Annotated in this window: 17 protein-coding genes; 12 read left to right on the top strand and 5 right to left on the bottom strand. The window is 62.4% G+C overall.

The features are described 5' to 3' along the window. The first annotated feature begins 81 nt into the window (after nucleotides 1-81). From tssE to CCOS864_RS02175, 9 genes are all read left to right on the top strand, one after another. Nucleotides 82-597: a type VI secretion system baseplate subunit TssE gene (gene tssE / locus CCOS864_RS02215; protein WP_115084878.1), complete on the top strand. Its 516-nt coding sequence runs from the start codon at nucleotides 82-84 to the stop codon at nucleotides 595-597. Continuing rightward, on the top strand, nucleotides 594-2453 hold the full coding sequence (gene tssF / locus CCOS864_RS02210) for a type VI secretion system baseplate subunit TssF (protein ID WP_115084877.1): 1860 nt from the start codon (nucleotides 594-596) through the stop codon (nucleotides 2451-2453). The genes tssE and tssF overlap by 4 nt, the downstream gene beginning before the upstream one ends. Then, nucleotides 2417-3469 (top strand): type VI secretion system baseplate subunit TssG, encoded by a 1053-nt coding sequence (gene tssG / locus CCOS864_RS02205; protein WP_115084876.1) that lies wholly within the window; start codon nucleotides 2417-2419, stop codon nucleotides 3467-3469. Before tssF ends, tssG begins: the two co-directional genes overlap by 37 nt. Continuing rightward, entirely contained in the window at nucleotides 3462-6140 is a 2679-nt protein-coding gene (gene tssH / locus CCOS864_RS02200) for a type VI secretion system ATPase TssH (RefSeq protein WP_115084875.1), read from the top strand. The genes tssG and tssH overlap by 8 nt, the downstream gene beginning before the upstream one ends. A 23-nt stretch (nucleotides 6141-6163) precedes the next feature. Beyond that, a complete protein-coding gene (locus CCOS864_RS02195) occupies nucleotides 6164-8107 on the top strand; it encodes a type VI secretion system Vgr family protein (protein ID WP_115084874.1) in 1944 nt (647 codons plus the stop codon). Between the two features lie 15 nt (nucleotides 8108-8122). Continuing rightward, nucleotides 8123-8557 carry a DcrB-related protein gene (locus CCOS864_RS02190; protein ID WP_115084873.1) on the top strand — a complete coding sequence of 145 codons (435 nt, stop codon included), beginning with the start codon at nucleotides 8123-8125 and terminating at the stop codon, nucleotides 8555-8557. A 12-nt stretch (nucleotides 8558-8569) separates the two neighbouring features. Next, a complete protein-coding gene (locus CCOS864_RS02185; protein WP_244211873.1) occupies nucleotides 8570-12940 on the top strand; it encodes an RHS repeat-associated core domain-containing protein in 4371 nt (1456 codons plus the stop codon). A 2-nt stretch (nucleotides 12941-12942) separates the two neighbouring features. Beyond that, complete coding sequence (locus CCOS864_RS02180; protein ID WP_115084872.1) at nucleotides 12943-13605, top strand: hypothetical protein; 663 nt, start codon at nucleotides 12943-12945, stop codon at nucleotides 13603-13605. A gap of 90 nt (nucleotides 13606-13695) precedes the next feature. Next, the gene (locus tag CCOS864_RS02175; RefSeq protein WP_115084871.1) at nucleotides 13696-14850 is read left to right on the top strand and encodes a lysozyme inhibitor LprI family protein; all 1155 of its coding nucleotides are present in this window, start codon (nucleotides 13696-13698) and stop codon (nucleotides 14848-14850) included. A gap of 111 nt (nucleotides 14851-14961) precedes the next feature. On the opposite strand, the gene CCOS864_RS02170 is transcribed toward CCOS864_RS02175, so the two are convergent. Both CCOS864_RS02170 and CCOS864_RS02165 read right to left on the bottom strand, forming a co-directional pair. After that, nucleotides 14962-15786, bottom strand: a complete 825-nt coding sequence (locus tag CCOS864_RS02170) for a hypothetical protein (protein ID WP_115084870.1) — start codon at nucleotides 15784-15786, stop codon at nucleotides 14962-14964. Between the two features lie 19 nt (nucleotides 15787-15805). Next, nucleotides 15806-16996, bottom strand: coding sequence for an MFS transporter (locus tag CCOS864_RS02165; protein WP_115084869.1), 1191 nt, complete (start codon nucleotides 16994-16996; stop codon nucleotides 15806-15808). 97 nt (nucleotides 16997-17093) lie between these two features. On the opposite strand from CCOS864_RS02165, the gene CCOS864_RS02160 reads away from it, so the two are divergent. Both CCOS864_RS02160 and CCOS864_RS02155 read left to right on the top strand, forming a co-directional pair. After that, a complete protein-coding gene (locus CCOS864_RS02160) occupies nucleotides 17094-17996 on the top strand; it encodes a LysR family transcriptional regulator (RefSeq protein ID WP_115084868.1) in 903 nt (300 codons plus the stop codon). A 114-nt stretch (nucleotides 17997-18110) separates the two neighbouring features. After that, a complete protein-coding gene (locus CCOS864_RS02155) occupies nucleotides 18111-19775 on the top strand; it encodes an FMN-binding glutamate synthase family protein (protein ID WP_115084867.1) in 1665 nt (554 codons plus the stop codon). A 30-nt stretch (nucleotides 19776-19805) separates the two neighbouring features. Here CCOS864_RS02155 and CCOS864_RS02150 read toward each other — a convergent pair whose 3' ends face one another. After that, on the bottom strand, nucleotides 19806-21107 hold the full coding sequence (locus tag CCOS864_RS02150) for an OprD family porin (protein WP_010221262.1): 1302 nt from the start codon (nucleotides 21105-21107) through the stop codon (nucleotides 19806-19808). 228 nt (nucleotides 21108-21335) lie between these two features. Then, entirely contained in the window at nucleotides 21336-22025 is a 690-nt protein-coding gene (locus CCOS864_RS02145) for a DsbA family protein (protein WP_115084866.1), read from the bottom strand. A 252-nt stretch (nucleotides 22026-22277) separates the two neighbouring features. Here CCOS864_RS02145 and CCOS864_RS02140 point away from each other — a divergent pair, with 252 nt between their 5' ends. Beyond that, nucleotides 22278-24380, top strand: a complete 2103-nt coding sequence (locus CCOS864_RS02140) for a TonB-dependent receptor (protein WP_115084865.1) — start codon at nucleotides 22278-22280, stop codon at nucleotides 24378-24380. Between the two features lie 70 nt (nucleotides 24381-24450). On the opposite strand, the gene CCOS864_RS28355 is transcribed toward CCOS864_RS02140, so the two are convergent. After that, nucleotides 24451-24651 (bottom strand): hypothetical protein, encoded by a 201-nt coding sequence (locus CCOS864_RS28355; protein ID WP_115084864.1) that lies wholly within the window; start codon nucleotides 24649-24651, stop codon nucleotides 24451-24453. Between the last annotated feature and the right edge of the window lie 106 nt (nucleotides 24652-24757).

Here is a 24757-nt window from a genome sequence, read left to right as displayed (position 1 = left end):
AGCCCGCTCCCACCTGGTAGGAGCGGGCTTGCCCCGCGATAAGGCCAACGCAATCTTGAATCCCACCACCGGAGCCGCCCCTTGGTAGCCGAAATCGCTGCACGTGACCGCCTGCAGCCTTCGCTGCTCGATCGTCTGACCGACGACGAGCCCGGCAACCTGCAAGAAGCCAACGACAAACGCGTGCTGTCGCTGAACCAGCTCAAGGCGTCAGTACTGCGCGATCTCACCTGGCTACTCAATACCACCTCACTGCTTGATGCTGGCGCCACGCTCAACACTGCGGCCGGCACCTCGGTGGTCAACTACGGCCTGCCGGCACTGGCCGGTAACAGCGCCTCGAACATTGATATCAGCGCTCTGGAGAGCATCATTTACCAGGCCATCGCCACCTTCGAACCGCGCATCCTGCGCAGCAGCCTGCGGGTTCGCGCCCAGGTCGCACCGGGGGAAATGAACAACAACGCCCTGAGTTTCGAGATCGAAGGCGACCTGTGGGCCCAGCCCGCGGCACTGCCGTTGCTGCTGCGCACAGACCTTGACCTGGAATCCGGGCATGTCCGGGTTGCCCCCGCCGAGCGCCGGAGACGTCCATGAACCCGCGCCTGCTCGAGCTGTACAACCAGGAACTGCAACACATCCGTGAAAGCGCGGCAGAATTCGCCAGGGAATACCCGAAGATCGCCGGGCGTCTGACCCTGTCCGGCATTGACTGCGCCGACCCCTATGTCGAGCGTCTGCTCGAAGGTTTTGCCTACCTGACCGCACGGGTACAACTCAAGCTCGATGCCGAGTACCCGACCTTCACCCACAACCTGCTGGAGATCGCCTACCCGCACTACCTGGCACCGACGCCGTCGATGGCCGTGGTGCAGATGCAGGCCGATCCTGACGAAGGTTCGCTCAGTGCTGGTTTCACCCTGCCCCGTGGCAGCGTGCTGCGCGCCACCCTTGGCCGCAATTCGCAGACGCCCTGTGAATTTCGCAGTGCCCACCCGGTCACGCTGTGGCCGCTGCAGGTGGCCCAGGCCGAATACTTCGGCAATCCCGCAGCCAACCTCGGGCGCCTTGCCGCCAGTGAACCGAAAGCCCGCGCCGGGTTGCGCATTACCTTGCGTACCGGCGCCGAGCTGCCGTTCAACGCGCTCGACCTCAGCAGCCTGCCGCTGTACCTCAACGGCGCCGATGAACTGCCGTTTCGCCTTTATGAGCAGTTGCTGGGCAACGCCTGTGCGGTGTTCGCGCGCCAGCCCGGCAGCGACTGGGTCGAGCGCATTCCTGCCTCGGCCCTGCGCCCGTGCGGCTTCGATGACCGCGAGGCAGCCTTGCCGGTGGTCCCGCAGGCGTTCCAGGGTTACCGCCTGCTGCAGGAATACTTCGCTTTGCCGCAGCGTTTCCTGTTCGTCGAGTTCGCCGAGCTGAGTCGCGCGGTAAAACGTTGCGACGGGCAGGAGCTGGAGCTGATCGTGCTGTTCGAGCGCTACGACCAGACGCTGGAAGGCAGCGTCGGCGTCGAGCAGTTCGTGCCCTTCTGTACTCCGGCGATCAATCTGTTCCCGCGCCGTGTCGACCGGATCCACCTGAGCGACCGGGTCAACGAGCACCACGTGATCGCTGACCGCACCCGGCCGACGGATTTCGAGATCCACTCGCTGAGCAGTGTGACCGGTCACGGCACCGGCCCCGACCAGAGTTTCCTGCCGTTCTATGCCGTGCGCGATCCAGCGCGCTATGGCCGTGACCAGGCGTACTACATCGTGCGCCGCGAACCACGCATGCTTTCCAGCGAACAGCGGCGCAACGGCACCCGCTCGACCTACATGGGCAGCGAGACCTTCATCAGCCTGGTCGATGGTCAGCAGGCGCCCTACCGCCATGACCTGCGCCAACTGGGCGTCAGCGCCCTGTGTACCAACCGCGATCTGCCGCTGTTCATGAACGTTGGCGATGGCCGCAGCGATTTCACGCTGGCCGACAGCGCGCCAGTGGCCGCCATTCGCTGCCTGGTCGGGCCAAGCCGGCCGCGTGCCAGCCACGCCCATGACAACAAGGCCTGGCGCCTGATCAGCCAGCTGTCGCTGAACTACCTGTCGCTGACCGAACAGGGCCAGGGCGCAGCCGCTCTGCGCGAGCTGCTGCGCCTGTACGGCGACAGCCATGACGCCGCCCTGCAACTGCAGATCGACGGCCTGCGTGAGGTCAGCAGCAAGGCTTGCACGCGACGGCTGCCAATGCCCGGGCCGATCGTCTTTGGCCGTGGCCTGGAGATCACCCTGGAGTTCGATGAGAACGCCTTCCGCGGCACCGGGGTGTTCCTCCTCGGTGCAGTGTTCGAGCGTTTCCTGGCACGTTACGTGTCGATCAACAGCTTTACCGAGACGGTGCTCCGTACCACCGAACGCGGCGAGATCATGCGATGGAAAGCCAAGCCCGGACGCCGTCCGACCCTGTGAATATCCTCAGCGAGATGCAGGCCGAACCCTGGAACTACGATTTCTTCCAGGCCCTGCGCCGGCTTGAGTGCGAGTCGCCGCAGTTGCCACGCTTCGGCCATTCCCTGCGCCTGGCCGATGAGCCGGTTCGCCTTGGCCAGCAGCTCGATTGCGCTTTTGCGCCGGCAACCCTGGCATCGCTGACGCCTGCCACAGAGCAGGGCCCGGCGCGCCTGGAGCAGTTCTTCTTTGGCCTCGGCGGCCCCAACGGCCCCCTGCCCCTGCACCTGACCGAGTACATGCGCGAGCGCCAGCGCAACAACGCCGACAGCACCAGCAAGCGCTTTCTCGATGTGTTTCATCACCGCCTGCTGAGCCTGTTCTACCGGGCCTGGGCCGAGGCGCGGCCGACGGTCAGCCATGACCGCCCCGATGACGACTACTGGGCCGCGCGCCTGGCCGCCCTGAGCGGCCGCGGCACACCGGCGCTGCGCGACCAGGGCCCGTTGCCGGACACCGCCAAGCTGCACTACAGCGGCCATCTCGCCGCCCAGACCCGCTACCCGGATGGCCTGCGTGGCATTCTCGGGGCGTACTTCGGCGTGCCGGTGAGCATCGAGGAATATGTCAGTCAGTGGCTACAACTGCCGGAGCGCAGCCGCCTGGGTGCGAGCGCCAACCAGTTGGGCATGGATGTGTGCCTGGGCAGCCACGTCTGGGACCGCCAGCACAAGTTTCGCATCTGCCTGGGGCCGCTGAGCCTGGACCAGTACCTGTCACTGTTGCCCGATGGCAGTGCCTTTGGCGAGCTGGTGGCCTGGGTCGCCGAGCATCAGGGGCACGAGCTGGACTGGGACCTGAACCTGATCCTGCAGCAGGAGCAGATACCCGCCCTGCAACTCAACACCGGTCGACGCCTGGGTTTCGATACCTGGCTGGGCCGCCCGCAACACGATGCCAGGGATCTGACACTGGCTCGGTACTACGCCGAGCAGGCGACCGCATCGCAATCCACAAGGAGTCCGGAACATGGGTGAAATCAGCCGCGCCGCGCTGTTCGGCAAACTCAACAGCGTCGCTTACAAGGCCATCGAGGCCGCCACGGTGTTCTGCAAATTGCGGGGCAACCCTTATGTGGAACTGGCCCACTGGTTTCATCAACTGCTGCAACTGCAGGACTCGGACCTGCACCGCATCATCCGCCAGTTCAACCTTGAGCCCGCGCGCCTGGCCCGTGAGCTGACCGATGCCCTGGACCGCTTGCCCCGCGGCTCGACCTCGATCACCGATCTGTCTTCCCACGTCGAAGAAGCCGTCGAGCGTGGCTGGGTGTATGGCAGCCTGATGTTCGGCGCAAGCCAGGTGCGCACCGGCTACCTGGTGCTCGGTATCCTCAAGACCCCGAGCCTGCGCAATGCCTTGCTCGGCCTGTCGTCGGAGTTTGCCAAGATCAAGGTCGAAGCCCTCAGCGAACGTTTTGACGAGTATGTCGGTGATTCGCCGGAAAACGCCCTGAGCGCCAGCGACGGTTTCAATGCCGGCGCCGTGCCGGGCGAAGCCAGCGGTGCCATGGCCCCCAGCGCCCTGGGCAAACAGGAAGCGCTCAAGCGCTTTACCGTTGACCTCACCGAGCAGGCGCGCAGCGGCAAGCTCGACCCGATCGTCGGCCGTGATGAAGAGATCCGCCAACTGGTGGATATCCTCATGCGTCGCCGGCAGAACAACCCGATCCTCACCGGTGAAGCCGGTGTGGGCAAGACCGCAGTGGTCGAAGGCTTTGCCCTGCGTATCGTCGCCGGCGATGTCCCGCCTTCGCTCAAAGACGTCGAACTGCGCAGCCTGGATGTCGGCCTGCTGCAGGCCGGGGCGAGCATGAAGGGCGAGTTCGAGCAGCGCCTGCGCCAGGTCATCGAGGATGTTCAGGCCTCGCCGAAACCGATCATTCTGTTCATCGATGAAGCCCACACCCTGGTCGGTGCCGGTGGCGCGGCCGGTACCGGTGATGCCGCCAACCTGCTCAAGCCAGCCCTGGCCCGCGGCAGCCTGCGCACCGTGGCCGCCACCACCTGGGCCGAGTACAAGAAGCACATCGAGAAAGACCCGGCCCTGACCCGCCGCTTCCAGGTGGTGCAGGTCGCCGAGCCGAGCGAAGACAAGGCGTTGCTGATGATGCGCGGCGTGGCCTCGACCATGGAGCAGCACCACCAGGTGCAGATCCTCGATGAAGCCCTCGAAGCTTCGGTCAAGCTCTCCCACCGCTACATCCCGGCGCGCCAGTTGCCAGACAAGTCCGTCAGCCTGCTCGACACCGCCTGCGCCCGCGTCGCCATCAGCCTGCACGCGGTGCCGGCTGAAGTGGATGACAGCCGCCGGCGCATCGAGGCACTGGAAACCGAGCTGCAGATCATCGCCCGCGAACAGGCGATCGGTATCGCCATCGGCAACCGCCAGCAACAGTCTGAAACCTTGCTGGCTGCTGAGCGCGAGCGCCTGGCCGAACTGGAAAGCCGCTGGGCCGAAGAGAAAACCCTGGTCGACGAGCTGCTGGCCACCCGTGCGCAACTGCGCGAAAACGTCGGCGTGGTCGACCGCGACACGGGCAGCGAACAGAGCCATGAGCTGCGCGAAAAACTCATCGACCTGCAACAACGCCTGAGCGACCTGCAAGGTGAAACTCCGCTGATCCTACCGACCGTCGACTACCAGGCCGTGGCCTCGGTGGTTGCCGACTGGACCGGCATCCCGGTCGGGCGCATGGCCCGCAACGAGCTGGAAACCGTGCTCAAGCTCGATCAGCACCTGGCCAAGCGCATCATCGGCCAGGACCATGCCCTGCAGATGATCGCCAAGCGCATCCAGACTTCCCGCGCCGGCCTCGACAACCCCAACAAGCCGATTGGCGTGTTCATGCTCGCCGGTACCTCCGGGGTGGGCAAGACCGAAACCGCCCTGGCCCTCGCCGAAGCCATGTATGGCGGTGAGCAGAACGTCATCACCATCAACATGAGCGAGTTCCAGGAAGCCCATACCGTCTCGACCCTCAAGGGCGCCCCGCCCGGCTATGTCGGCTACGGCGAAGGTGGTGTGCTGACCGAGGCGGTGCGGCGCAAGCCCTACAGCGTGGTATTGCTGGATGAGGTGGAGAAGGCCCACCCGGACGTGCACGAGATCTTCTTCCAGGTGTTCGACAAAGGCGTGATGGAAGACGGCGAAGGCCGGGTGATCGACTTCAAGAACACCCTGATCCTGCTCACCACCAACGCCGGTACCGAGCTGATTTCCCAGGTGTGCAAGGACCCGCAGAACATCCCCGAACCGGAAGCAATCGCCACCGCACTGCGCCAACCGCTGCTGGAGATCTTCCCGCCAGCACTGCTCGGGCGTCTGGTGACCATCCCCTACTACCCGCTCAGCGACGAGATGCTCAAGGCCATCACCCGCCTGCAGCTCGAACGCATCCGCAAGCGCGTACAAGGCACCCACAAGGTCGCCTTCGACTACGACGACGAGGTGGTCGACCTGATCGTCTCGCGCTGCAGCGAGACTGAAAGCGGCGGACGGATGATCGACGCGATCCTGACCAACAGCCTGTTGCCGGACATGAGCCGCGAGTTCCTGACGCGCATGCTCGAAGGCAAGGCCCTGGCCGGGGTGCGCATCAGCTGCCACGCCAACGAGCTGCACTACCACTTCAGCGACGCGCCGTGATGGCGCGTTTGACGAGATAAACGATGCTATTCAAGCAATTCACCCGACTGGCGCAGATCAACAGCCCGCTGGGCCCGGATGCCCTGATCCTGGCGGAAATGGGTGGCGGCGAAGAGCTGGGGCGGCTGTTCGACTACGAGTTGCAGCTGACCTCGGACAACTCGTCCATCGACCTCAACCAGTTGCTGGGCAAGCCCATGAGCTTGAGCCTGCAACTGGACCTGGGCCGCTCGCGGTATTTTCACGGCATCGTGTCGCGCTGCAGCCAGAGCATCGACCGCGGCCAGTTCGCCAGTTACCGGGTGACCCTGCGGCCGTGGCTGTGGCTGCTGAGCAAGACCTCCGATTGCCGCATCTTCCAGAACCAGACCATCCCGCAGATCATCAAGCAGGTGTTTCGCGACCTGGGTTTTTCCGACTTCGAAGACAGTCTCAGCCGCCCCTACCGTGAGTGGGAATACTGCGTGCAGTACCGTGAGACCAGCTTCGACTTTGTCAGCCGGTTGATGGAACAGGAAGGTATCTACTACTACTTCCGCCACGAAAAGGACCGTCACGTGCTGGTGCTGGCCGATGCCTATGGCGCCCATCAGGTAGTGCCGGGCTACGAATCGGTGCCGTACTTTCCACCTGATGGCCAGCATCGCGAGCGCGACCACCTCAACGACTGGCATCTGGCCCAGGAGGTGCAATCCGGCTCGCTGGAGCTCAACGACTATGACTTCCAGCGCCCCAGCGCACGCATCGACGTGCGCTCGGAAATGCCGCGTCCGCACACCGCTGGCGATTACCCGCTATACGACTACCCCGGCACCTACGTGCAAAGCGAGGACGGCGAGCATTACGCCCGTACCCGCATCGAGGCCTTGCAAAGCCTGCACGAGCGCATCGAGCTGCGCGGCAACGCCCGGGGCCTGGCAGCCGGCAACCTGTTCAGCATGAGCGGCTTCAGCCGCCAGGACCAGAACCGCGAATACCTGATCGTCGGCGCCCGCTACTACGTCGTCCAGGAGCGCCTGGAAACCGGTGCCGGTGGCGGCAACGCACAGTTCGAAAGCAACCTCAGCTGCATCGATGCGCAGCAGAGCTTCCGCCCCCTGGCCAGCACCCTGCGCCCGCAGGTCAAGGGACCGCAGACCGCCATCGTGGTCGGTCCGGCCGGTGAAGAGATCTGGACCGACCAGTATGGCCGGGTCAAGGTGCACTTCTACTGGGACCGCCATGACCAGTCCAACGAGAACAGCTCGTGCTGGATCCGCGTGTCCCAGGCCTGGGCCGGCAAGAACTGGGGCTCGATGCAGATCCCGCGGATCGGCCAGGAAGTGATCGTCAGCTTTCTTGAAGGTGATCCGGACCGGCCGATCATCACTGGCCGGGTGTACAACGCCGAGCAGACCGTGCCCTACGACCTGCCGGCCAATGCCACTCAGAGCGGGATGAAAAGCCGTTCGAGCAAAGGTGGCACGCCAGCGAACTTCAACGAAATCCGCATGGAGGACAAGAAGGGCGCCGAGCAGCTGTACATCCATGCCGAGCGCAACCAGGACATCGAGGTCGAGAACGACGAGAGCCACTGGGTGGGCCACAACCGTAACAAGGTGGTGGACTTCAGCGAAGTGGCGACCATCGGCGAAGACCGTATTCGCGCGGTCAAGCGCGACGACATCCTGCTGGTGGGCTCGACCAAGACCGACAGCATCAGCCGCAGCTACCTGATCGAGGTCGGCGAGAACCTGCGCCTGGTGTGTGGCAAGAGTGTGCTCGAGCTCAACGCCAGCGGCCAGATCAACCTCACCGGCGTGCAGTTCAACCTCAACGCCGAAGGCAATGCCCAGTTCAACACCGGCGGCACCCTGGACCTGAACATCGGCGGCGCCCCCGGCGCCACTCCGGACGGGCAAGGCGTCAAAGGCACCATCGATGGCGCCGTGGAAGCGATCTTCCCCAAGCCCAAAGCCAGCCAATAAAGAGATTCCTGCGTCATGACTTATCGTCTCAACGAATTCCAGTTTGCCCTGCCCGATGTCGAGGTGCAGGACACCACCATCAATATCCTGCGCTTTGCCAAGCTCGGCACATCTTTGATCGTCAGCCGCAGCCTGCTGGCCGACGGCGAAACCCTGCAAAGCAACTTCGACGGTCAGCTTGAACGTCTGCAACAACAGGTCAAGGACCTGCGTTTTCAACCTGGCCAGGCCGTGCGCCTGGGCGCCGAGCAGTCGGTGGACGGCATCGAGCTGCGCAGCCAGTTCAGCAAGGGCAACGAAAAGGTCTATCAGTACCAGCTCGCCCTGGTGCTACCGGGCACTCGCAAGATGTTCGCCCTGAGCTACGTCAAGGCCCAACCGCTGGGCGATGCCGAGGCGGCGCACTGGGCGGCGATCAAGCAATCATTGAACTTCGACGCCCTGACCTGATGAGCACCCTGCATGTCTGACGCTCTTTGGGCCGCTCGTCAGGGCGACGCGCTGATGCACACCTCGATGATGGCCGACATCGTCAGCGGCGTGCTGGAAGTCGCCGCCAACGTCGCCATCGGCGTGCTGGCCACCGCGGCGGTGACCGCGGCGCTGGGCCTTACCGTGGCTACCGGCGGCCTCGGCTGCTTCGTGCTCGGCGCAGTGGTGGGCATTGTGGTCGGCGTGGCCATGAGCAAGACCGGGGCCGACAAGGGCTTAAGCAGTTTATGCGAGGGCATCGGCAACTTTTTGTTCCCGCCCTCGGTGCAGGCCAACATCCTCACCGGCTCGAAGAACACCCACACCAATGGCAAACCGGCCGCCCGCGCTGCAGGTGTCATCGTTGCCGCCGCGGCGCCCGCCGGCAGCGACGCGGCTCAGCCGCCGGCCGAGGAGGAGGAAGAAAGCTTCCTCGACATGGCCAAGGGCTTTTTCTCGCTGATGTGGCGGCCTACGGTCGCCAGCCCGGCGCCGAACACCGAGCCTGCCGACGACGACAAGATCCTCTGCAGCAAGCATCCGCCGATGCCGCCGCAGTACCTGGCCGAAGGCTCGAGCAAGGTCACCATCAACGGCCATCCGGCCTGTCGCAGCGGCGATCGCAGCACCTGCGAGGCGGTGATCGTCGACGCCGGGCTGGTCTCCGATAACGTGCGCATCGGCGGCGGCTCGATCGTGGTCCGCGAGATTCGCAGCGGCAAGACCCCGGGCATCGGCCTGGCGATTACCGCCTTGATGATGCTGCGCGGGCGCGGCGGCAAGTTCTACAGCAAGTTCGGCTGCATGGCGATTGGCGGCATCAGCAGCGCCGTCACCAGCCAGGTGACCGGCGCGATCACCAACGCCATCGCCGGCTCACCCAACCCGGTCCACAGCCCCACTGGCGCCAAACTGTTGAGCGGCGAAGCCGAACTCGATTTCAGCCTGCCCGGACTGATCCCGCTGGACTGGCAGCGCTACTACAACAGCCGGGATGAACGCCGCGACAGCCTGTTTGGCGCTGGCTGGAGCGTCGACTACGAAGTCTTCGTCGCCATCGAAGCGCATCCTGAAGGCGGCGAGCGCCTGCTGTTCACCGACGAACAGGCACGGGTCGTCGACATGGGCCATATCCCTCGTGGTGATGCCGTGTTCAGCGCCGGCGAAGGCCTCAGCGTGCGTCGCGCGCACAATGGCGAGCTGCTGATCGAAAGCGTCGACGGTCTCTATCGCTTGTTCCAGCCGACCCCGAACAATCCGCAGCGCCTGCGCCTGGCGCAACTGGGTGACCGCAACGACAACCGCCTTTACCTCGACTATGACGCCAGTGGCCGCTTGCTCAGGCTGCGCGACACTTTCGACGTGGTTCAGGTGCAGTTGGTTTACAGCGCGCAATGGCCGGCACGGGTCAGCCATATCGAGCGCCTGTACAGCGATAATTCAAGCGAGCTGCTGGTCAGCTATGCCTACGACAGCAACGGCGACCTGGCCGAAGTCCGCGATGCCGCTGGCCAGCTGCAACGGCGCTTCGCCTACGACCAGGGCCGGCGCATGGTCGAGCACCAGTTGCCCAGCGGCCTGCGCTGCTTCTACGAATGGACTCGTGCTGCAGACGACTGGCGCGTGGCCCGGCACTGGACCGACGACGGCGACGAATACCGCTTCGACTACGACCTCGAAGCCGGCATCACCCGGGTCACCGACGGCCTGCAGCGGGTCAGCAGCCGCCACTGGAACCCGCAGTACCAGATCACCCAGTACACCGACGCCCTCGGCCACACCTGGCATTTCGAGTGGAACGACGAACGCCAGCTGCTGGCCGCCACCGACCCGCAGGGCGGGCAATGGCAGTATCTGTACGATGAATCCGGCAACCTCTGCGAAAGCATCGACCCATTGGGCCGCAGCGAGTCAACCCTGTGGCTGGAACACTGGTCGCTGCCCCGGGTACAGACCGACAAGGCCGGCAAGCGCTGGAGCTACCGCTACGATCAACGCGGCAACTGCAGCAGCGAAACCGACCCGCTGGGCCACACCACCCGCTACCGCCATGACGAACGCGGCCAGGTGGTGGAGATCATCGATGCGGCGGGCAAGCACAAGCACCTGCGCTGGAACGAATTGGGCCTGCTGATTGAGCAGGTCGATTGCTCAGGGTATCCGACCCGCTTCAGCTATGACCGGCGCGGGCATCTGCAGGCTGTCACCGATGCCCTCGGCGAACGTACCGAGTACCAGTACGATGCCCAGGGCCGATTGCTCGGCTCGCAATTGCCCGATGGGCGCAGTGAGCACTATCAGCTTGATCGCAACGGCCAGCTCAACAGCTATACCGACCCCGCCGGGCACTCCACCCACTACCGCTACAACCGTCGCGGCCAGGTGCATCAGCGTATCGACCCGCATGGTCGACTGGTACAGTTCAGTTACGATGCCTATGGTCGCCTGCAAGCGCTGAGCAACGAAAATGGCGAGAGCTACAGGTTCAGCTGGGACCTGCTTGATCGCCTGACTGAACAGCAGGATCTGGACGGCAGCGCCAGCCGCTACCACTACGACCCGCTGGATAACCTCGGTTGCCTGGAGTACCTCCCCGCTCCCCATGGCGGCAGTGCACCGATCATCCATCAGTTACGCCGGGATGCCGTCGGACGCTTGATCAGCAAGCAGACCGACGACGGCGAAACCCTGTACAGCTACGATCCTCTCGATCAACTGACGGCAATCAGTTTTACCGACAAGGCAGGCAACAGCGAACAACTGGCCTTCGCTTACGACGCCCTTGGCCAACTGCTGGAGGAACACAGTGCCAGCGGAGTGCTGCAGCATCACTACGACGAACTCGGCAACCTGATCCAGACCCAGCTGCCCGATGGCCGCTGGCTCAACCGCCTGTACTACGGCAGCGGTCATCTGCACCAGCTCAACCTCGATGGCAAGGTGATCAGCGATTTCGAGCGCGACCGCCTGCACCGCGAAGTGCTGCGCACCCAGGGACGTATCAACACCCGCAGCGAGTACGACCGCAGCGGTCGTTTGCGTTCACGGCTGCGCCGCCCCAACCTCCAGCCGCCGCAACTGCCGGCCACCGTGCAGCAACGCTTCGACTTCGATCCGGCTGACAACCTAATCAGCCGTTTCAACCAGCAGCCCGGCAGCCAGCACCAGCAACTGCTGCATTACGATGCCAGCGGGCGGATCATGGCCAGCCAGGACGCCGGCCAGGGCCAGAGCGAAGCCTTCGCCTACGACGACGCCGCCAACCTGCTCGACGGATCGCTGACGGGCATGGGCCTGGTGCGCCACAACCGCGTGCTCACCTACCAGGACAAACGCTACCGCTACGACGGCTTCGGCCGCCTGATTGAAAAACGCAGCAGCCGGCGCGGCATCCAGCACTTCAGCTACGATGCCGAACACCGCCTGGTGCAAGTGCGCAGCCAGCACGGCGGTCGCGAGCGGGTACTGAACATGCGCTACGACCCGCTGGGGCGGCGTGTCGAGAAGAGCGAGTACGATGACCAGGGCAACCTGCTCGACCAGACCTGCTTCGCCTGGGACGGACTGCGCCTGCTACAGGAACACCGCCACAGCCAGACCAGCCTGTACCTGTATGTCGAGGACAGCTACGAAGCGCTGGCCCGGGTTGACGGCACTGGTGCGCAGCAGCAAGTTCGCTACTACCACAACGATCTCAACGGCATGCCTGGGCAACTGAGCGAAGACAGCGGCGAAACTGTCTGGCAGGCGCGTTATCAGGTCTGGGGCAATACCCTGCAGGAAGTGCGTGAGGCGCATTTCATCGAGGAGCAGAACCTCAGGTTCCAGGGCCAGTACCTGGACCGCGAAACCGGCCTGCATTACAACCTGTTCCGTTTCTATGACCCGGATATCGGCCGCTTCACCCAGCCGGACCCGATCGGTCTGGCCGGTGGAATCAACCTCTACCAGTACGCGCCAAACCCACTAGGCTGGATCGACCCGTGGGGCTTGCTCAAGGAGGGTGAAACCGCAGGCTACGGTGCCAAGGCACACCGCGGCGACAAGCTCGAAGCCCACGAACTGATGCGCAACAAGTTCCTCGAAGACAAGGGCATTGCCACCGGCAAACGGGTCAAAGGCAACCCTTCGATGGCGCTCTCGCCGAAGAACCACGACGCCGTTCACCTTGAAGAAAACCGCCTGCGGCGACAATTGGGGCTCAAGCCCAACCAGATGCTCAAAAGAGGCAAGCTGGAAATCCGCCTTATGTCCCAAGCCATTCACAACTCGTTGGTCAGCAAAGGCAAAATCACCCAGACTCAACTGCGCATCGCCCGGCGATATGCCGAATCCTTCGCCAAACGTAAGGGGTGTTACTAAACATGGACTCGCAAAAAATCCTTCTTGGCAGCAACGATCAAGGCCTCGGCCAGGTCGGTGGCGGCGCCCGTCTGCCACGCCTGGACCTGTGGCCATTGACGCCCGACACCCAGGAACCGATGACTCCGCTGTGCACGATCACCGAGCGGTTCCTGCCGATCAACTTCATACCGGCCGGCATGGCCTTGACCGTGTTCATCACCGCCCGCCAGCACGGCGGCGCCTTCAACCGCGCCGTACAGCGGCACTACACGGTCAACCAGCAGGATGACCTGGACAAGACCGGCAATGGTTATGCCCGCGTCATTCTGCATACCCTCGCCGAGCAGGAGCTGCTGCCAGCCGTTCCGCCCTTGCTGCTGGAGCGCAGCTTCATTCAGTTCGAACCGCTCAGCGCGCAGGAAGAAGACGAAGAGCTGGCCGACGAGGACAGTGGCCTGGAAGTCAGCAAGCCGCTGGGACGCCCTTCGTGGCTGCAGGACCCGATCTACGAACCACAGCGCTATCAGTTCCTCATGCAACTGCTGGACAGCGACATTGCCAAGGCCAGCCCTGCCCATGAAGGCCTGCTGGCGGACGGCATCGGCTACCTGTATGTGAACCGCCAGGCGCGGCGCGGCAAGGAAGGTGACGAGGGAGGATTTTTCTTCATTCAGTTCACGTGAAGCCCGAGGCTGGCCATTGCTGCGGCAGATTCCGCAATGGCCCTTGCTGACGTATCATCCGCACCTTGCTCAAATTCACATGGATGTCCGATGAAAGCCGCCGCGCGCCTGCTTCCTGCCGCCCTGTTCGCTGCCTGCCTGCACAGCCCCGCAACCGTTGCCGCGGGCTTTGACTGCAGCAAGGCCAGTACCCTGCTGGAAACCGCCATCTGCACCACGCCGTCGCTGTCGGCCAAGGACGACACGCTCAACGAGCGCTACAAGCCGCTCAAGGACCGCAAGATTTTCCGTGAGCTGGAGAACTTCTGGCTGCGCGAGGTGCGCAATCGCTGCGAGACTGCCGCCTGCCTGGAAGTCGCCTACGACCAGCAGATCAAGCTGCTGACGCCAGTACCGGCACTATCCCAGGTTGATCCCAAGAGCCTGCAGCCCCTGCCCCGCGACCAGCGTTATACCCAGGTCGAGGATGAGCCGTGGCAGCGCTTTCCCCTGGCCACCGTCGCCGACATGAGCGAAGACAGTTTTGCCTACCTGGTGGACGTCGCCACCCTCGATGGCGTGCTGAACGTGGTGCTGTTCGTTTCCGAAAAGCAGGATGACGAAGGCAGCAACCCCGGCAATATCTATGACAGCCGCCCGATCGGCACCCTCTACGAATACTCCGATGCTCGCCCTGGCCTGCACCCGTTCGCGCGCAATGTGCGCTTTGATGGCTGGAACAATATCACCGCCAACGATCAGGGCCGGCGCTATGCCGGGATCATTGACGGGGTGTTCTACTACCGGCAGAAGCTGAGCGGCGAAGCGCAGCAAAGCATGGCCTACAAACTGGGCTCCAAGGCTACGCCGCAACCTTCAACGCAACTGTACGCGGCCGAGTCCAACAGCAAGCGTTTTGCCAAGGCGCAGATCAGTGGCGACCTGAACCACGACAACTCCGGCCTGCTGATCTATTACCCGCACCTTACCGGCGACAGCAACCCCTACGACCGGGTGATGGACAAGGATGCCGGCGGCTGGAGCCTGGTCAACCCGACCTGGAGCCCGACCCGGCCAGTGCTGTACTTCGACAACAACGGTGGGTTCGCCTGTATCTGGCGGGTCGACCTGGTGAGCAAGCGCCTGGAGAAGATCGTCCCCGAGCATGAAGCGGTGGCCGCCCGCCCGGTGGATGTCATTGGCCGCGAGGCGATCGTCTACCTGGAAGCCGACCAGCTGATGTTTGCCATCGCCCCGGATCAGTAAGCCGTCAGCTCGCCGCAGCCAGTATACGGGCGCGCCTGCGCCCGATCAGGCGACCACTGCCGAACACGGCCAACGATGGTGCCATGTCCACGGAAATGAACCGCCCGGAGGTTAATGCAGCAGCTCTGCACACTCCTTCATCACCCCGGCTTTCATTCGCAGGTAGCGCTCGAATATCTCCCGCGCCGCCGCCTGATCGACATTGATCTGCATGGCTTCGACAAACTGCTCGACCGCCGCTACCGCATGGGCGAAGTGATTGCTCTCGGTACCACCGGTGTGCACGGTGACCCAGGCCACCGTCGCTCGAGCCCGTTCTGCCGGTATGCCCATATCGCGGACGAACCACTCCTTGAACATCGGGTGGATGAACTCGACCTCGCCATGGGTATAGACCTCATGCACCAAAGTGGTCAGCAGACCTTGCAACAAGTCACGCTCACGCAGGCGCTGGCGGTCGGTCCAGTCCTTGAAGGACTGGGCAGAAGGCAGGCAGTTGGCCTTGAGCATCCATTGGTCATCACCACAGATCGGCGTCGCCATGTTGTAGAACAGATCGGCATGCAAAGTGTTGCCCAGGGCGCCAAGGTCTTCGTCGGTAATCCGTTGCAGGCTGCCGCAGGCGCGATAGAGTTGGTCGGCAGCCATAGAGCCTGCATCGGAACGGGCCAGCAGGGTCAGGCGGTTGGCCAGCCCGGAGACACTGGCCGCGGAGTTGTTGGTTTTCGACCAACTGGCGAAGAACTTGCGCAGCACCGCAGGTGAATGCCTACGCTCGGTGAGCAGTGAAAAAGCCTTCTCGATTTCCATCAGCTCGTCCTCAACCGCCCAGAACGCTTCGAACAACGCGTGCTTGAGGGTGCTGGCCGGCATGTCATTGAGCACCGGCTCGACGATTGAAAGCAGTTTGCTGTGCAGGGCTATCACGGTGTTCATTTGAGTATTCACGTCCTTGTTATGGATGGGTCAGCGGTTTTTTGAACGTATTTGTGTCAGCGGCATCGGTGCGCTGCCAGCCAAACCAGGCAATCAGCATCACCAGCAGTTGTGCAGCCATGATCAGAGGCACACAGCCTGACCAGCCCCAGCGCTCCCAGAGCAACGCCGGTAACAAGGCGCCGACGCTGCCGCCCAGGTAGTAGAACGTCAGGTAGCAGCCTACGGCGCCGGCCTTGTTGTGCTTCGCGGTGGTGGTGACAAAAGCATTGGCGGCCGCCTGGGCGAGGAATACCCCTGTGGAACTCAACGCCAGTCCCAGCACGATCCACCAGAGGCTGCTGAGCAACGTCAGCAAGGACCCGCACAGCCCTAGCACGCCGGCTACCAGCACCAGGTGTGCAGGCGGTCGGGCGCCGGCCAGCTTGCCGGCAATCGGCGTGACCACCAGGGCCAGGAGAAACACCGCATAAACCGAGCCCAGCGCTGCTGAGCTGAGATTGAATGGCGCGGCCAGCAGATGCAGCCCGACATAGGTGAAGGTGGCAACTTGCGAAAACAACACACAAAAACCAACCAAATAGGCAGCCAGCAACCGCCTATTGCGCAGCATGCTGATACGTTTGTTGGCGATGGTGATCTCGATCAGGCGCGCGCCGCTGGGCAGCAGCCGGTGGATGCTCAGGCCGATCAGCAAGTTCAACGTCGCCAGCAGGATGAAAGCTTCGCGCCAGCCCAGGTATTCAGTCATGACCCCGGTCAGAAAGCGCCCGGCAAAACCGCCGAGAATGGTTCCGGCGACGTACAGGCTGGTGACTTCGGTGACTTTGGCACCCTGCCAGCGCTCGCCGATGTAAGCCACGCTGGTGGCGAAGATCACCGGGATCAGCATGCCTTGGACAAAGCGCCAGAACAGCAGGCTGTTCAAGTCACTGGCCGATGCCAGCATCAAGCCCGGCAGGCTGAGCAACAGCGTTGCGGCGACCAATACGGTCTTCTGGCTCCAGCGCCGGGTCAGCACGCCGACAAAGGGTGCGACCAGGGCCACGGCCAGGGTGGTCGAGGTGATGCTCCAGCTGACGTGCTGGGCGCCCACAGCGAAACTCTGCGCCAGCTCGGCGAGAATGCCCTGGGTAGCGTAAAGCGGCAGAAACGCGGCACATCCGCAGAGGAACATGGCGAAGCGGGCGGCGGACAGGCGCGATTGCATGGGAAAACTCGTTACAGTGACGAGCAGTGTTTATAAGGTGCGGTCATTGGCGCTGGCCAATACCGATTTCGGACCGATTGATACCTCAAGGTGCAACATGCTCGATGTGCGAAAGCTGCGCTATTTCATTGCCGTCGCCGACGACCTGCATTTCGGCCGCGCCGCGCAGCGTCTGCACCTGGCCCAGCCGGCACTGACCCGGCAGATCTCGGCGCTGGAAAGCCAGCTGGGGTTTCGTCTGTTCGAGCGCAGCAGCCGTAGTGTCAGCCTCACCGGCGAAGGCCAGCAGTTTCTGCCCTACGCCCGCGGAGTGCTGGAGCAACTGACTCTTAGCGAGAGCTTTGCCGCCAAGCTGGCTGCCGGGACTGCCGGGCACCTGAGCATCGGTTATGCCAGCTCGGTAGCCTTGAGCGACCGTTTCACCCAGGCTATCCAGCAGTTTTCCCGCGCCTATCCGCAGGTTCGCCTGACCCTGGTCGAAGAAGCCTCCAGTGCGCAATGGCGGAACATCGTCGAAGGCACCCTGGAAATCGGTCTTAGTCGTCTGTTGCCACCGCAGGAGTTCAGTGAGCTGCAGGTCCAGCCGCTGGATCAGGAGCCACTGTTTGTGGCGCTGGCCGAGGACGACCCGCTAGCGACCCTCGAAACCATCAGCCTGGTCGAGCTGCAAGCGCATCCTGTGGTGCTGTACAGCGACGAGCAGGGCACCGGCCTCAACGATGCCATCGAGCGCTTGTTCCACCATTGCGAGCTGCCCTTGCTGCGCGGGCCGAGGGGACGCCAGATCACGTCGATCATTGCCCTGGTGGCCGCCGGTCAAGGCATCGCTCTGGTCCCCGCCTGCGCCCGTGCCTTGAACCAGCGCGGCGTGTGCTACCGCCCCCTGAGCGAAGCTGCGGCCACCATCGGTTTACTCGCTGTCAGCCATCGCCATCGACGCTCACGGGCAGCCGACGCTTTTCTGCAAATACTCGCCCAGGCAACCGAATCCGGCGCATGAGCGTGGCCGCCTGACAAGCACGGCGGGGATAAAAGTGTTTTACCGAAACCACTGGTTTTCTACCGGGGCGCTTTGCCTATCCTAGGAAGGATCTCTCATATCAGCGGAAGATCCATGAAAGCTTCGCTACCCAGCCGCTACGCCTGCCTGTTCGGCTGCCTTGTTTTCACCCTTGCCAGCCTGCCGTTTCTTTCTGCCCATTCCTGGTTATGGCCTTTGACCCTGATCAGCGCGCTGCTCAGCCTGGTCGGCCTCAATGACCTGCGCCAAAGCCACCACGCAGTACGGCGCAACTACCCGATCCTCGGCAACATCCGTTACCTGATCGAAACCATCCGCCCGGAGATTCGTCAGTACCTGCTCGAGGGCGATGACGACAAGCTGCCGTTTTCCCGGGCCCAACGCTCGCTGGTGTACGCGCGGGCCAAGAATGAAAGCGCCGAGAAGGCCTTTGGCACCCTCAACGATGTCTACCGGCCAGGCTTCGAGTTCATCAGCCACTCCATGCTGCCGGTAGAAACACCCGACCCTGCCTCGTTTCGCATCAACATCGGCGGCCCGCAGTGCCGCCAACCTTACTCGGCATCGATCTTCAATATCTCGGCGATGAGCTTCGGTGCGCTCAGTGCAAATGCCATTGCTGCGCTGAACAAGGGCGCGAAACTTGGCCACTTCGCCCATGACACCGGTGAAGGCAGCATCAGCCCTTACCACCGTGAGCATGGTGGCGACCTGATCTGGGAAATCGGCAGCGGCTATTTTGGCTGCCGCACGCCAGAGGGCCGCTTCGATCCTGAACGTTTCGCCAAACAGGCCCGCGACCCGCAGGTGAAGATGATCGAGATCAAGCTCAGCCAAGGCGCCAAACCCGGTCATGGCGGAATATTGCCAGGACACAAGGTCAGCGCCGAAATCGCCGCAACCCGTGGTGTGCTGATGGGCGAAGACTGTATTTCACCGGCGGCGCACAGTGCCTTTCGCAGCCCGGTGCAACTGTTGCAGTTCATTGGCCAGTTGCGCGAGCTGTCCGGTGGCAAGCCCGTGGGTTTCAAGTTCTGCCTTGGCCACCCATGGGAGTTCATGGGCATCGCCAAGGCCATGTTGGCCACCGGTATCATCCCGGACTTCATCGTGGTTGATGGCAAGGAAGGCGGTACCGGCGCCGCGCCACGGGAGTTCAGCGACAACATCGGCGTGCCGATGCGCGAAGGCCTGATGTTCGTGCACAACACCCTGGTGGGCCTGAACTTGCGCGACAAGATTCGTATCGGCGCGGGCGGCAAGATTGTCAGTGCTTTCGACATCGCCAGCGTGTTGGCCATCGGCGCCGACTGGGTCAACTCGGCCCGTGGCTTCATGTTCGCCATCGGCTGCATCCAGTCGCAGAGCTGCCACACCAACAAATGCCCGACCGGTGTAGCCACTCAGGATCCGCTGCGCCAACGGGCCCTGGTTGTGCCGGATAAAGCTGACAGAGTTTTCAGCTTCCATCGCAACACCCTGCATGCTCTGGCCGAAATGCTTGCCGCTGCTGGCCTTGAGCACCCCAATGAGCTCAAACCAAAGCACCTGGTGCGACGCATCAGCGCCAGCGAGATCCGCCTGTTTTCGCAGCTGCACGTGTTCCTCAAGCCCGGTGAATTGCTCAGCGGCTCGATCGACAGTGAGTTCTATGCACGGATGTGGCGCATGGCCCGTAGCGACAGCTTCGAGCCGCAGAACAGCGAGGTGCTGGCGATCAAGCCTGCTGTACGCCGAAAAGAAACAACCCCGGCCTAGGCCGGGGTTGCTGGAGTCGCCAAACAGCTATTAGAGAATGCTGATCGGGTACTCGACGAATACGCGGACTTCGTTACCGTCGTCGTTGTAGCCGTTCTGACGAACGCTGTCAGAAGTACGCAGGAACGAGCTACGCAGTTTGACGGACAGGTCCTTGGCAGGGCCTTCCTGAACCACGTACTTGAACTGGTTGAAGATTTCGCGCTCTTTACCTTCGCCGAAGCCGTGGGTGTTGATGTTGTCACCACGCACGTAGGCCACTTTGTAGGTCAGGCCCGGTACGCCGAAGGCGCCGAAGTCCAGGCCGTAGCCCAGCTGCCAGGAACGCTCGTCTTCAGCGTTGAAGTCGGACCAGTAGGAGTTGGCCAGGTAGATGGTCGAACCACCGTCACCCACGCCACCGGCGTTCTGGTAGAAGCCGTACTGATAACCGGTGTCGCCAGTGCTGCGCTGGTGCGCAATGGTGATCGAGTGCGGGCCGAAGGCGTAGGTGGCCGCCAGGCTCCAGATGGTGTTGGAGTCACCGGTCAGGTCGGCGGCAGCGACGTACTTCTTGTCGATGTCCGACTTGTAGCCGTTGAAGTCCAGGGTCAGCGACTGGTCGTCGGCGATAGGGTGAACGTAGTTCACGCCCAGGTAGTGCTTCTTCAGTACATCTTCAACATCGGAGGTGTACAGGGAAGCCGACAGGTTTTCGGTGAACTTGTAGCTGCCGCCGAATACGTTGATCGACTTCAGGCCACCGCTGTCACGGCCTTCAGCACTCTTGCGGGCTTCCTGGGTGAAACGACCGGCGTTCAGTTCCAGGCCCTTGATCTCCTTGGAGGTGATCAGGGTACCGGTGTAGCTTTCTGGCAGCAGGCGACCGTCGTCGTACTGCAGCACTGGCAGTTCCGGCATCTGGTCACCGTACTTCAGTACAGTGTTGGAGATGCGGAATTTAACTGCTGCGCCACCACGGGCCAGATTGTGCGGGGAGTTCTGCTGGTTGGTTGGCGAGTCGCCGTCCGCCGGCTTGAAGAAGTCGATACCGCCACCGCCGTTGCGGCCTTTACCACCGTCCAGACGCACAGCGTACAGACCGAAAGCGTCGACACCGACACCAACGGTGCCCTGGGTGTAGCCGGAGGAGAACTTGCCGATGAAGGCCTGGCCCCACTCGCTTTGGTCTTTGGTGTGGTGCTTCTTGTCACGGTTGATGAAGGCGTTGCGCAGCAGAACGCTGGCTTTGCTGTCTTCTACGAAGCCCTTGGCTTCGGCCTGGTCATTGGCCATAGCCTGAGTCGCTGCCATAAGCCCCAGCGCGATCAGACTGATCCTGGTTTTCAACATTTTATTTTCCTTATTACTTAGTCAAAGACGCTCTGCGACCAAACGCCAAAAACCACGCCCCCTGCGTGGGTTGACGCTCACGGGTCTGAAAATAGAAAGCCCGCCTGCGAGTGTTCGCAGCGGGCCTTTTTTTCTGGACTCTTGGCCGATGGGCCTACAGGCGTTGACCGAATCCTATCCGTGTGCGGATCAGCATGTCAAAAATTCGTGAAAAGTAACTGTTTCCGGTTACGAACCGCAGCCATCAGGGGTGCAAAACGGCAGGTTAGAGACCTTTGCCTCAGCGCTCAGGTAGAACTCCCGGTCCAGCCATTGCACAAAGGCGTCAGGCTTACCGAGGAAGGGGCCGATGTCGATAACCTGCAGCCGCCCTTCGCGCTCCAGCACCAGGGTTGGATATCCCTGCCCACCGACGCTGGCCATGAATGCGCGGCTGGTGCGCATATGGCTTTGTGTGTCCATTTCCAGCAATGCGCTGGCAAAAGCTTGGGCAGGTAGCCCCATCTCTGTGGCGATTGCCTTGAGCACCGCATCATCGGCAATACGTCGACCTTCTACGTAGTGCGCACGCTGCAAGCGCGCCAGCAATTCAAGGCCACGGCCCGCCAGTTGCTCTGCGGCAAGGATCGCCGCGATTGGCGGCTGCGAATCGAACACTGCATCGTGGTCACGCAACAACCCTTCGAAATAGTTCCGGCCAAAAGGCTGCCCCGTGTATTCAGCGATGCGCCGGTCATGGGGCATGACAAAGTCGCGCAGCTGCGCCGACACCTTCTGGCGATTGGCACCGGCCATCATCCCGCCCCCGTGTATCACCACCGGCAACAAACCGCTGGCGGCGCTGATCAGCGGCTCGGCGCCATAGCACCAGCCGCACAGGGGGTCGAAAACATAGTGAAGGGTGGTTTGCACCGGCATAGCGGTCTCCGCGACAGCAAAAAATGATGCCGTCAGGTTAATGCCCGCGAAGATTGCGAAAAACGTCGTCGTGACGACAGGTTTATTGCAAAAAACAGCACAAATAACCCTGCCAGACTAAAGGCTTATAGACAGAAATATCTTGAAACAAACAGCACGTCGACAAACAAAGAAACAATTAACGTTAGTAAATGGCAAGCATTATCATTCGCGCAAAATTTTCCTCTGCCAATGAATGTCCGGATATCCGCCATGCTTGCCCCCTGCCGCCTTTCTCCGCTGACCCTGGGCCTGTCGCTGTTGTTCAGCTCTGGCCTGGTCGCTGCTGCCACCACCACACTGCCCGAGGTCTCGGTCACCGCCGAAACAGATCGCGAACGCGATGATCCGCGGGTACCTGAGGTCAACACTGCAACCCGCACCACTACGCCTGCCCGCTATGTGCCCCAGGCCATCGACTCGGTGAAGACCAGCAACGTCCTGGACTACGGCAGCAATGACCTGGGCAAGGCACTCAGTGGCATCCCCAACGTCAGCAGCGGCGCCGACACGCGCTTTGACAGCGTGCGTATCCGCGGCTTTGATGCCAGCAACGACTTCTACCTCGACGGGATCCGTGACGACAGCCAGTACGTGCGCGACCTGCACAGCATCGAGCGGGTTGAAGTGCTCAAGGGGCCAGCCGCGGTGCTCTATGGCCGCGGCAGCCAGGGCGGGATCGTCAACCGGGTGAGCAAGATGCCGGAAGCCGGCCGGCGTTCCAGCATCGAGGCCCAGGGTGGCAGCGAAGACCTGCGCAGCCTGTATGCCGATCTCAGCGCCGATCCAACCGACAACATCAGCCTGCGCCTGAACATGGGCAATCAGGACAACAACAGCTTCCGCGACGGCATCGATGGCAGCCGCCAGCTGTTCGCGCCGTCCATGAGCTGGCAGCTGACCCCGGAGTTGAACTGGCTGGTGCAGTACGAATACAGCCGTTACAACCGCACCCCGGATCGCGGTATCCCCAGCGTCAATGGCCGCCCGGCCGATGTCGGCCGCGACACCACCTACGGTGATACCCAGCGCGACTTCATCGACGACAAGGCCCAGTCCCTGCGCTCGCGCCTGAACTACCAGCTCAGTGACAACTGGCAGGTACGCCATACCCTGGGCCTGTTCAAGCTCAACAGCGATTTCGACAACACCTACCAGACCAGCTACAACACCACCACCCAACAGGTCACCCGCCAGCGCTGGCAGCAGGACCTGAACACCCGCAACCTGTTCAACAACCTTGAACTGGAAGGCAACTTCGACACTTTCGGCCTGCAGCACACCCTGCTCACCGGCCTTGAGTTCGGCAACCAGCGCCGCGACCCGCTCCTCTACACCGCAGCGACCTCGGGCACAGGCTCTCGCCCGGTACCGAGCCTGGACCTGAACAATCCCAACCGTAACCTGCAACACAACGGCACCATGGTGGTCTCCAGCAATAACCACACCGTGGTCGACAGCCGCGGCCTGTACCTCCAGGACCAACTGCGCCTGAATGATCAGTGGCAAGTGCTGGCCGGGGTCCGTTTCGACCAGTTCGAAGTGGAAACCACCAACAAGATCCGCGGCATCTCCGAAAAGCAGGACAGCAACAGCACCAGCCCGCGCCTGGGCGTGGTCTATTCGCCCTGGAAGGAGCACTCCTTCTATGCGTCCTGGAGCAAGACGTTCTCGCCAGTCGGCGGTGGCTTGATCGGCATCACCCCGGGTGCTGCCGGCAACACTAACGAAACCAGTCCGGAACAGACCCGGCAGAAGGAAATCGGGGTCAAGAGCGACTGGCTAGATGAGCGCCTGAGTACCACCCTGGCGGTCTACGAACTTGAACTCTACAACCGCCGCACCAGCGACCCGAACAACCCGGGCATCACCCTGCTCTCGGGCCTGCAGCGTTCTCGCGGCGTCGAGCTGACCACCACTGGCAACATCGTGGGCAACTGGTACGTACGCGGCGGCATTGGTATCCAGGATGCAACCATCGTCAAGGACAACAACGGCCAGGAAGGCAACCGCGTGAGCAACGTCGCCAAGCGCAATGGCAGCCTGTTCGTGACCTGGAAGCCGGAAATGGGCTGGTACGGCGAAACCGGCCTGACCCTGGTCGGCGAGCGTTATGCCGACAACCAGAACACGGCGGTATTACCAGGTTATGGCCGCTGGGATGCCTTGGCCGGCTTCCGCACCAAGGACTGGGACTTGCGTGCGGCGCTCAACAACATCACCGACAAGACCTACTACAGCTCGGCCACCAGCGCCGCGCAGATCCAGTTCGGTGATCCCCGCAGCCTGATCGTTACCGGCACCTATAGTTTCTAAACGCCAAGCGACTAAAAAGGGCGGCATTGTTCAGACAATGTCGCCCTTTTCATTCCTGCTGCCGAACCTCCTAGCGGCTGCCATCACCCAGCAGCGCTTCCAGCTCTGCTTCGCTAAGCAGGCCTGCCGGATAACGCGCCAGCAACGTGCGTCGCTGGTCGGCCTTCCTGACCCGGTTTGCTCCATTGTGTTTCAACCACTGCGCCACGCGTTGGAGGGACTCGTGATTCACCGCTGATGGGGGCGAAGCCGGCTCACTTGCTGCATTCATTTCGACACGTACTCCCGGGGCCGTGAGCGGCTAACCTACTCAAACTTTGTGACAGAACTAAGCAGCCCTATCTGTTTGAAATACAATGCAAAACAAATACAAGAGG

Origin of the sequence: Pseudomonas wadenswilerensis (assembly GCF_900497695.1) — a bacterium.
Classification (GTDB): Bacteria; Pseudomonadota; Gammaproteobacteria; order Pseudomonadales; family Pseudomonadaceae; genus Aquipseudomonas; species Aquipseudomonas wadenswilerensis.
The sequence above is the reverse complement of the archived record's forward strand: the minus strand, read 5'-3'. Positions and strand labels throughout refer to the sequence as shown.

Excerpts from the sequence above, each read along its gene's own strand:
- CCOS864_RS02160 (WP_115084868.1), top strand. The coding sequence starts at position 17,094 with ATGCTCGATGTGCGAAAGCTGCGCTATTTCATTGCCGTCGCCGACGAC.
- CCOS864_RS02185 (WP_244211873.1), top strand. The coding sequence starts at position 8,570 with ATGTCTGACGCTCTTTGGGCCGCTCGTCAGGGCGACGCGCTGATGCAC.
- CCOS864_RS02170 (WP_115084870.1), bottom strand. The coding sequence starts at position 15,786 with ATGAACACCGTGATAGCCCTGCACAGCAAACTGCTTTCAATCGTCGAG.
- CCOS864_RS28355 (WP_115084864.1), bottom strand. The coding sequence starts at position 24,651 with ATGAATGCAGCAAGTGAGCCGGCTTCGCCCCCATCAGCGGTGAATCAC.
- CCOS864_RS02190 (WP_115084873.1), top strand. The coding sequence starts at position 8,123 with ATGACTTATCGTCTCAACGAATTCCAGTTTGCCCTGCCCGATGTCGAG.
- tssG (WP_115084876.1), top strand. The coding sequence starts at position 2,417 with ATGGAAAGCCAAGCCCGGACGCCGTCCGACCCTGTGAATATCCTCAGC.
- CCOS864_RS02155 (WP_115084867.1), top strand. The coding sequence starts at position 18,111 with ATGAAAGCTTCGCTACCCAGCCGCTACGCCTGCCTGTTCGGCTGCCTT.
- CCOS864_RS02150 (WP_010221262.1), bottom strand. The coding sequence starts at position 21,107 with ATGTTGAAAACCAGGATCAGTCTGATCGCGCTGGGGCTTATGGCAGCG.
- CCOS864_RS02175 (WP_115084871.1), top strand. The coding sequence starts at position 13,696 with ATGAAAGCCGCCGCGCGCCTGCTTCCTGCCGCCCTGTTCGCTGCCTGC.
- tssH (WP_115084875.1), top strand. The coding sequence starts at position 3,462 with ATGGGTGAAATCAGCCGCGCCGCGCTGTTCGGCAAACTCAACAGCGTC.
- CCOS864_RS02180 (WP_115084872.1), top strand. The coding sequence starts at position 12,943 with ATGGACTCGCAAAAAATCCTTCTTGGCAGCAACGATCAAGGCCTCGGC.
- CCOS864_RS02165 (WP_115084869.1), bottom strand. The coding sequence starts at position 16,996 with ATGCAATCGCGCCTGTCCGCCGCCCGCTTCGCCATGTTCCTCTGCGGA.
- CCOS864_RS02145 (WP_115084866.1), bottom strand. The coding sequence starts at position 22,025 with ATGCCGGTGCAAACCACCCTTCACTATGTTTTCGACCCCCTGTGCGGC.
- tssF (WP_115084877.1), top strand. The coding sequence starts at position 594 with ATGAACCCGCGCCTGCTCGAGCTGTACAACCAGGAACTGCAACACATC.
- CCOS864_RS02195 (WP_115084874.1), top strand. The coding sequence starts at position 6,164 with ATGCTATTCAAGCAATTCACCCGACTGGCGCAGATCAACAGCCCGCTG.
- CCOS864_RS02140 (WP_115084865.1), top strand. The coding sequence starts at position 22,278 with ATGCTTGCCCCCTGCCGCCTTTCTCCGCTGACCCTGGGCCTGTCGCTG.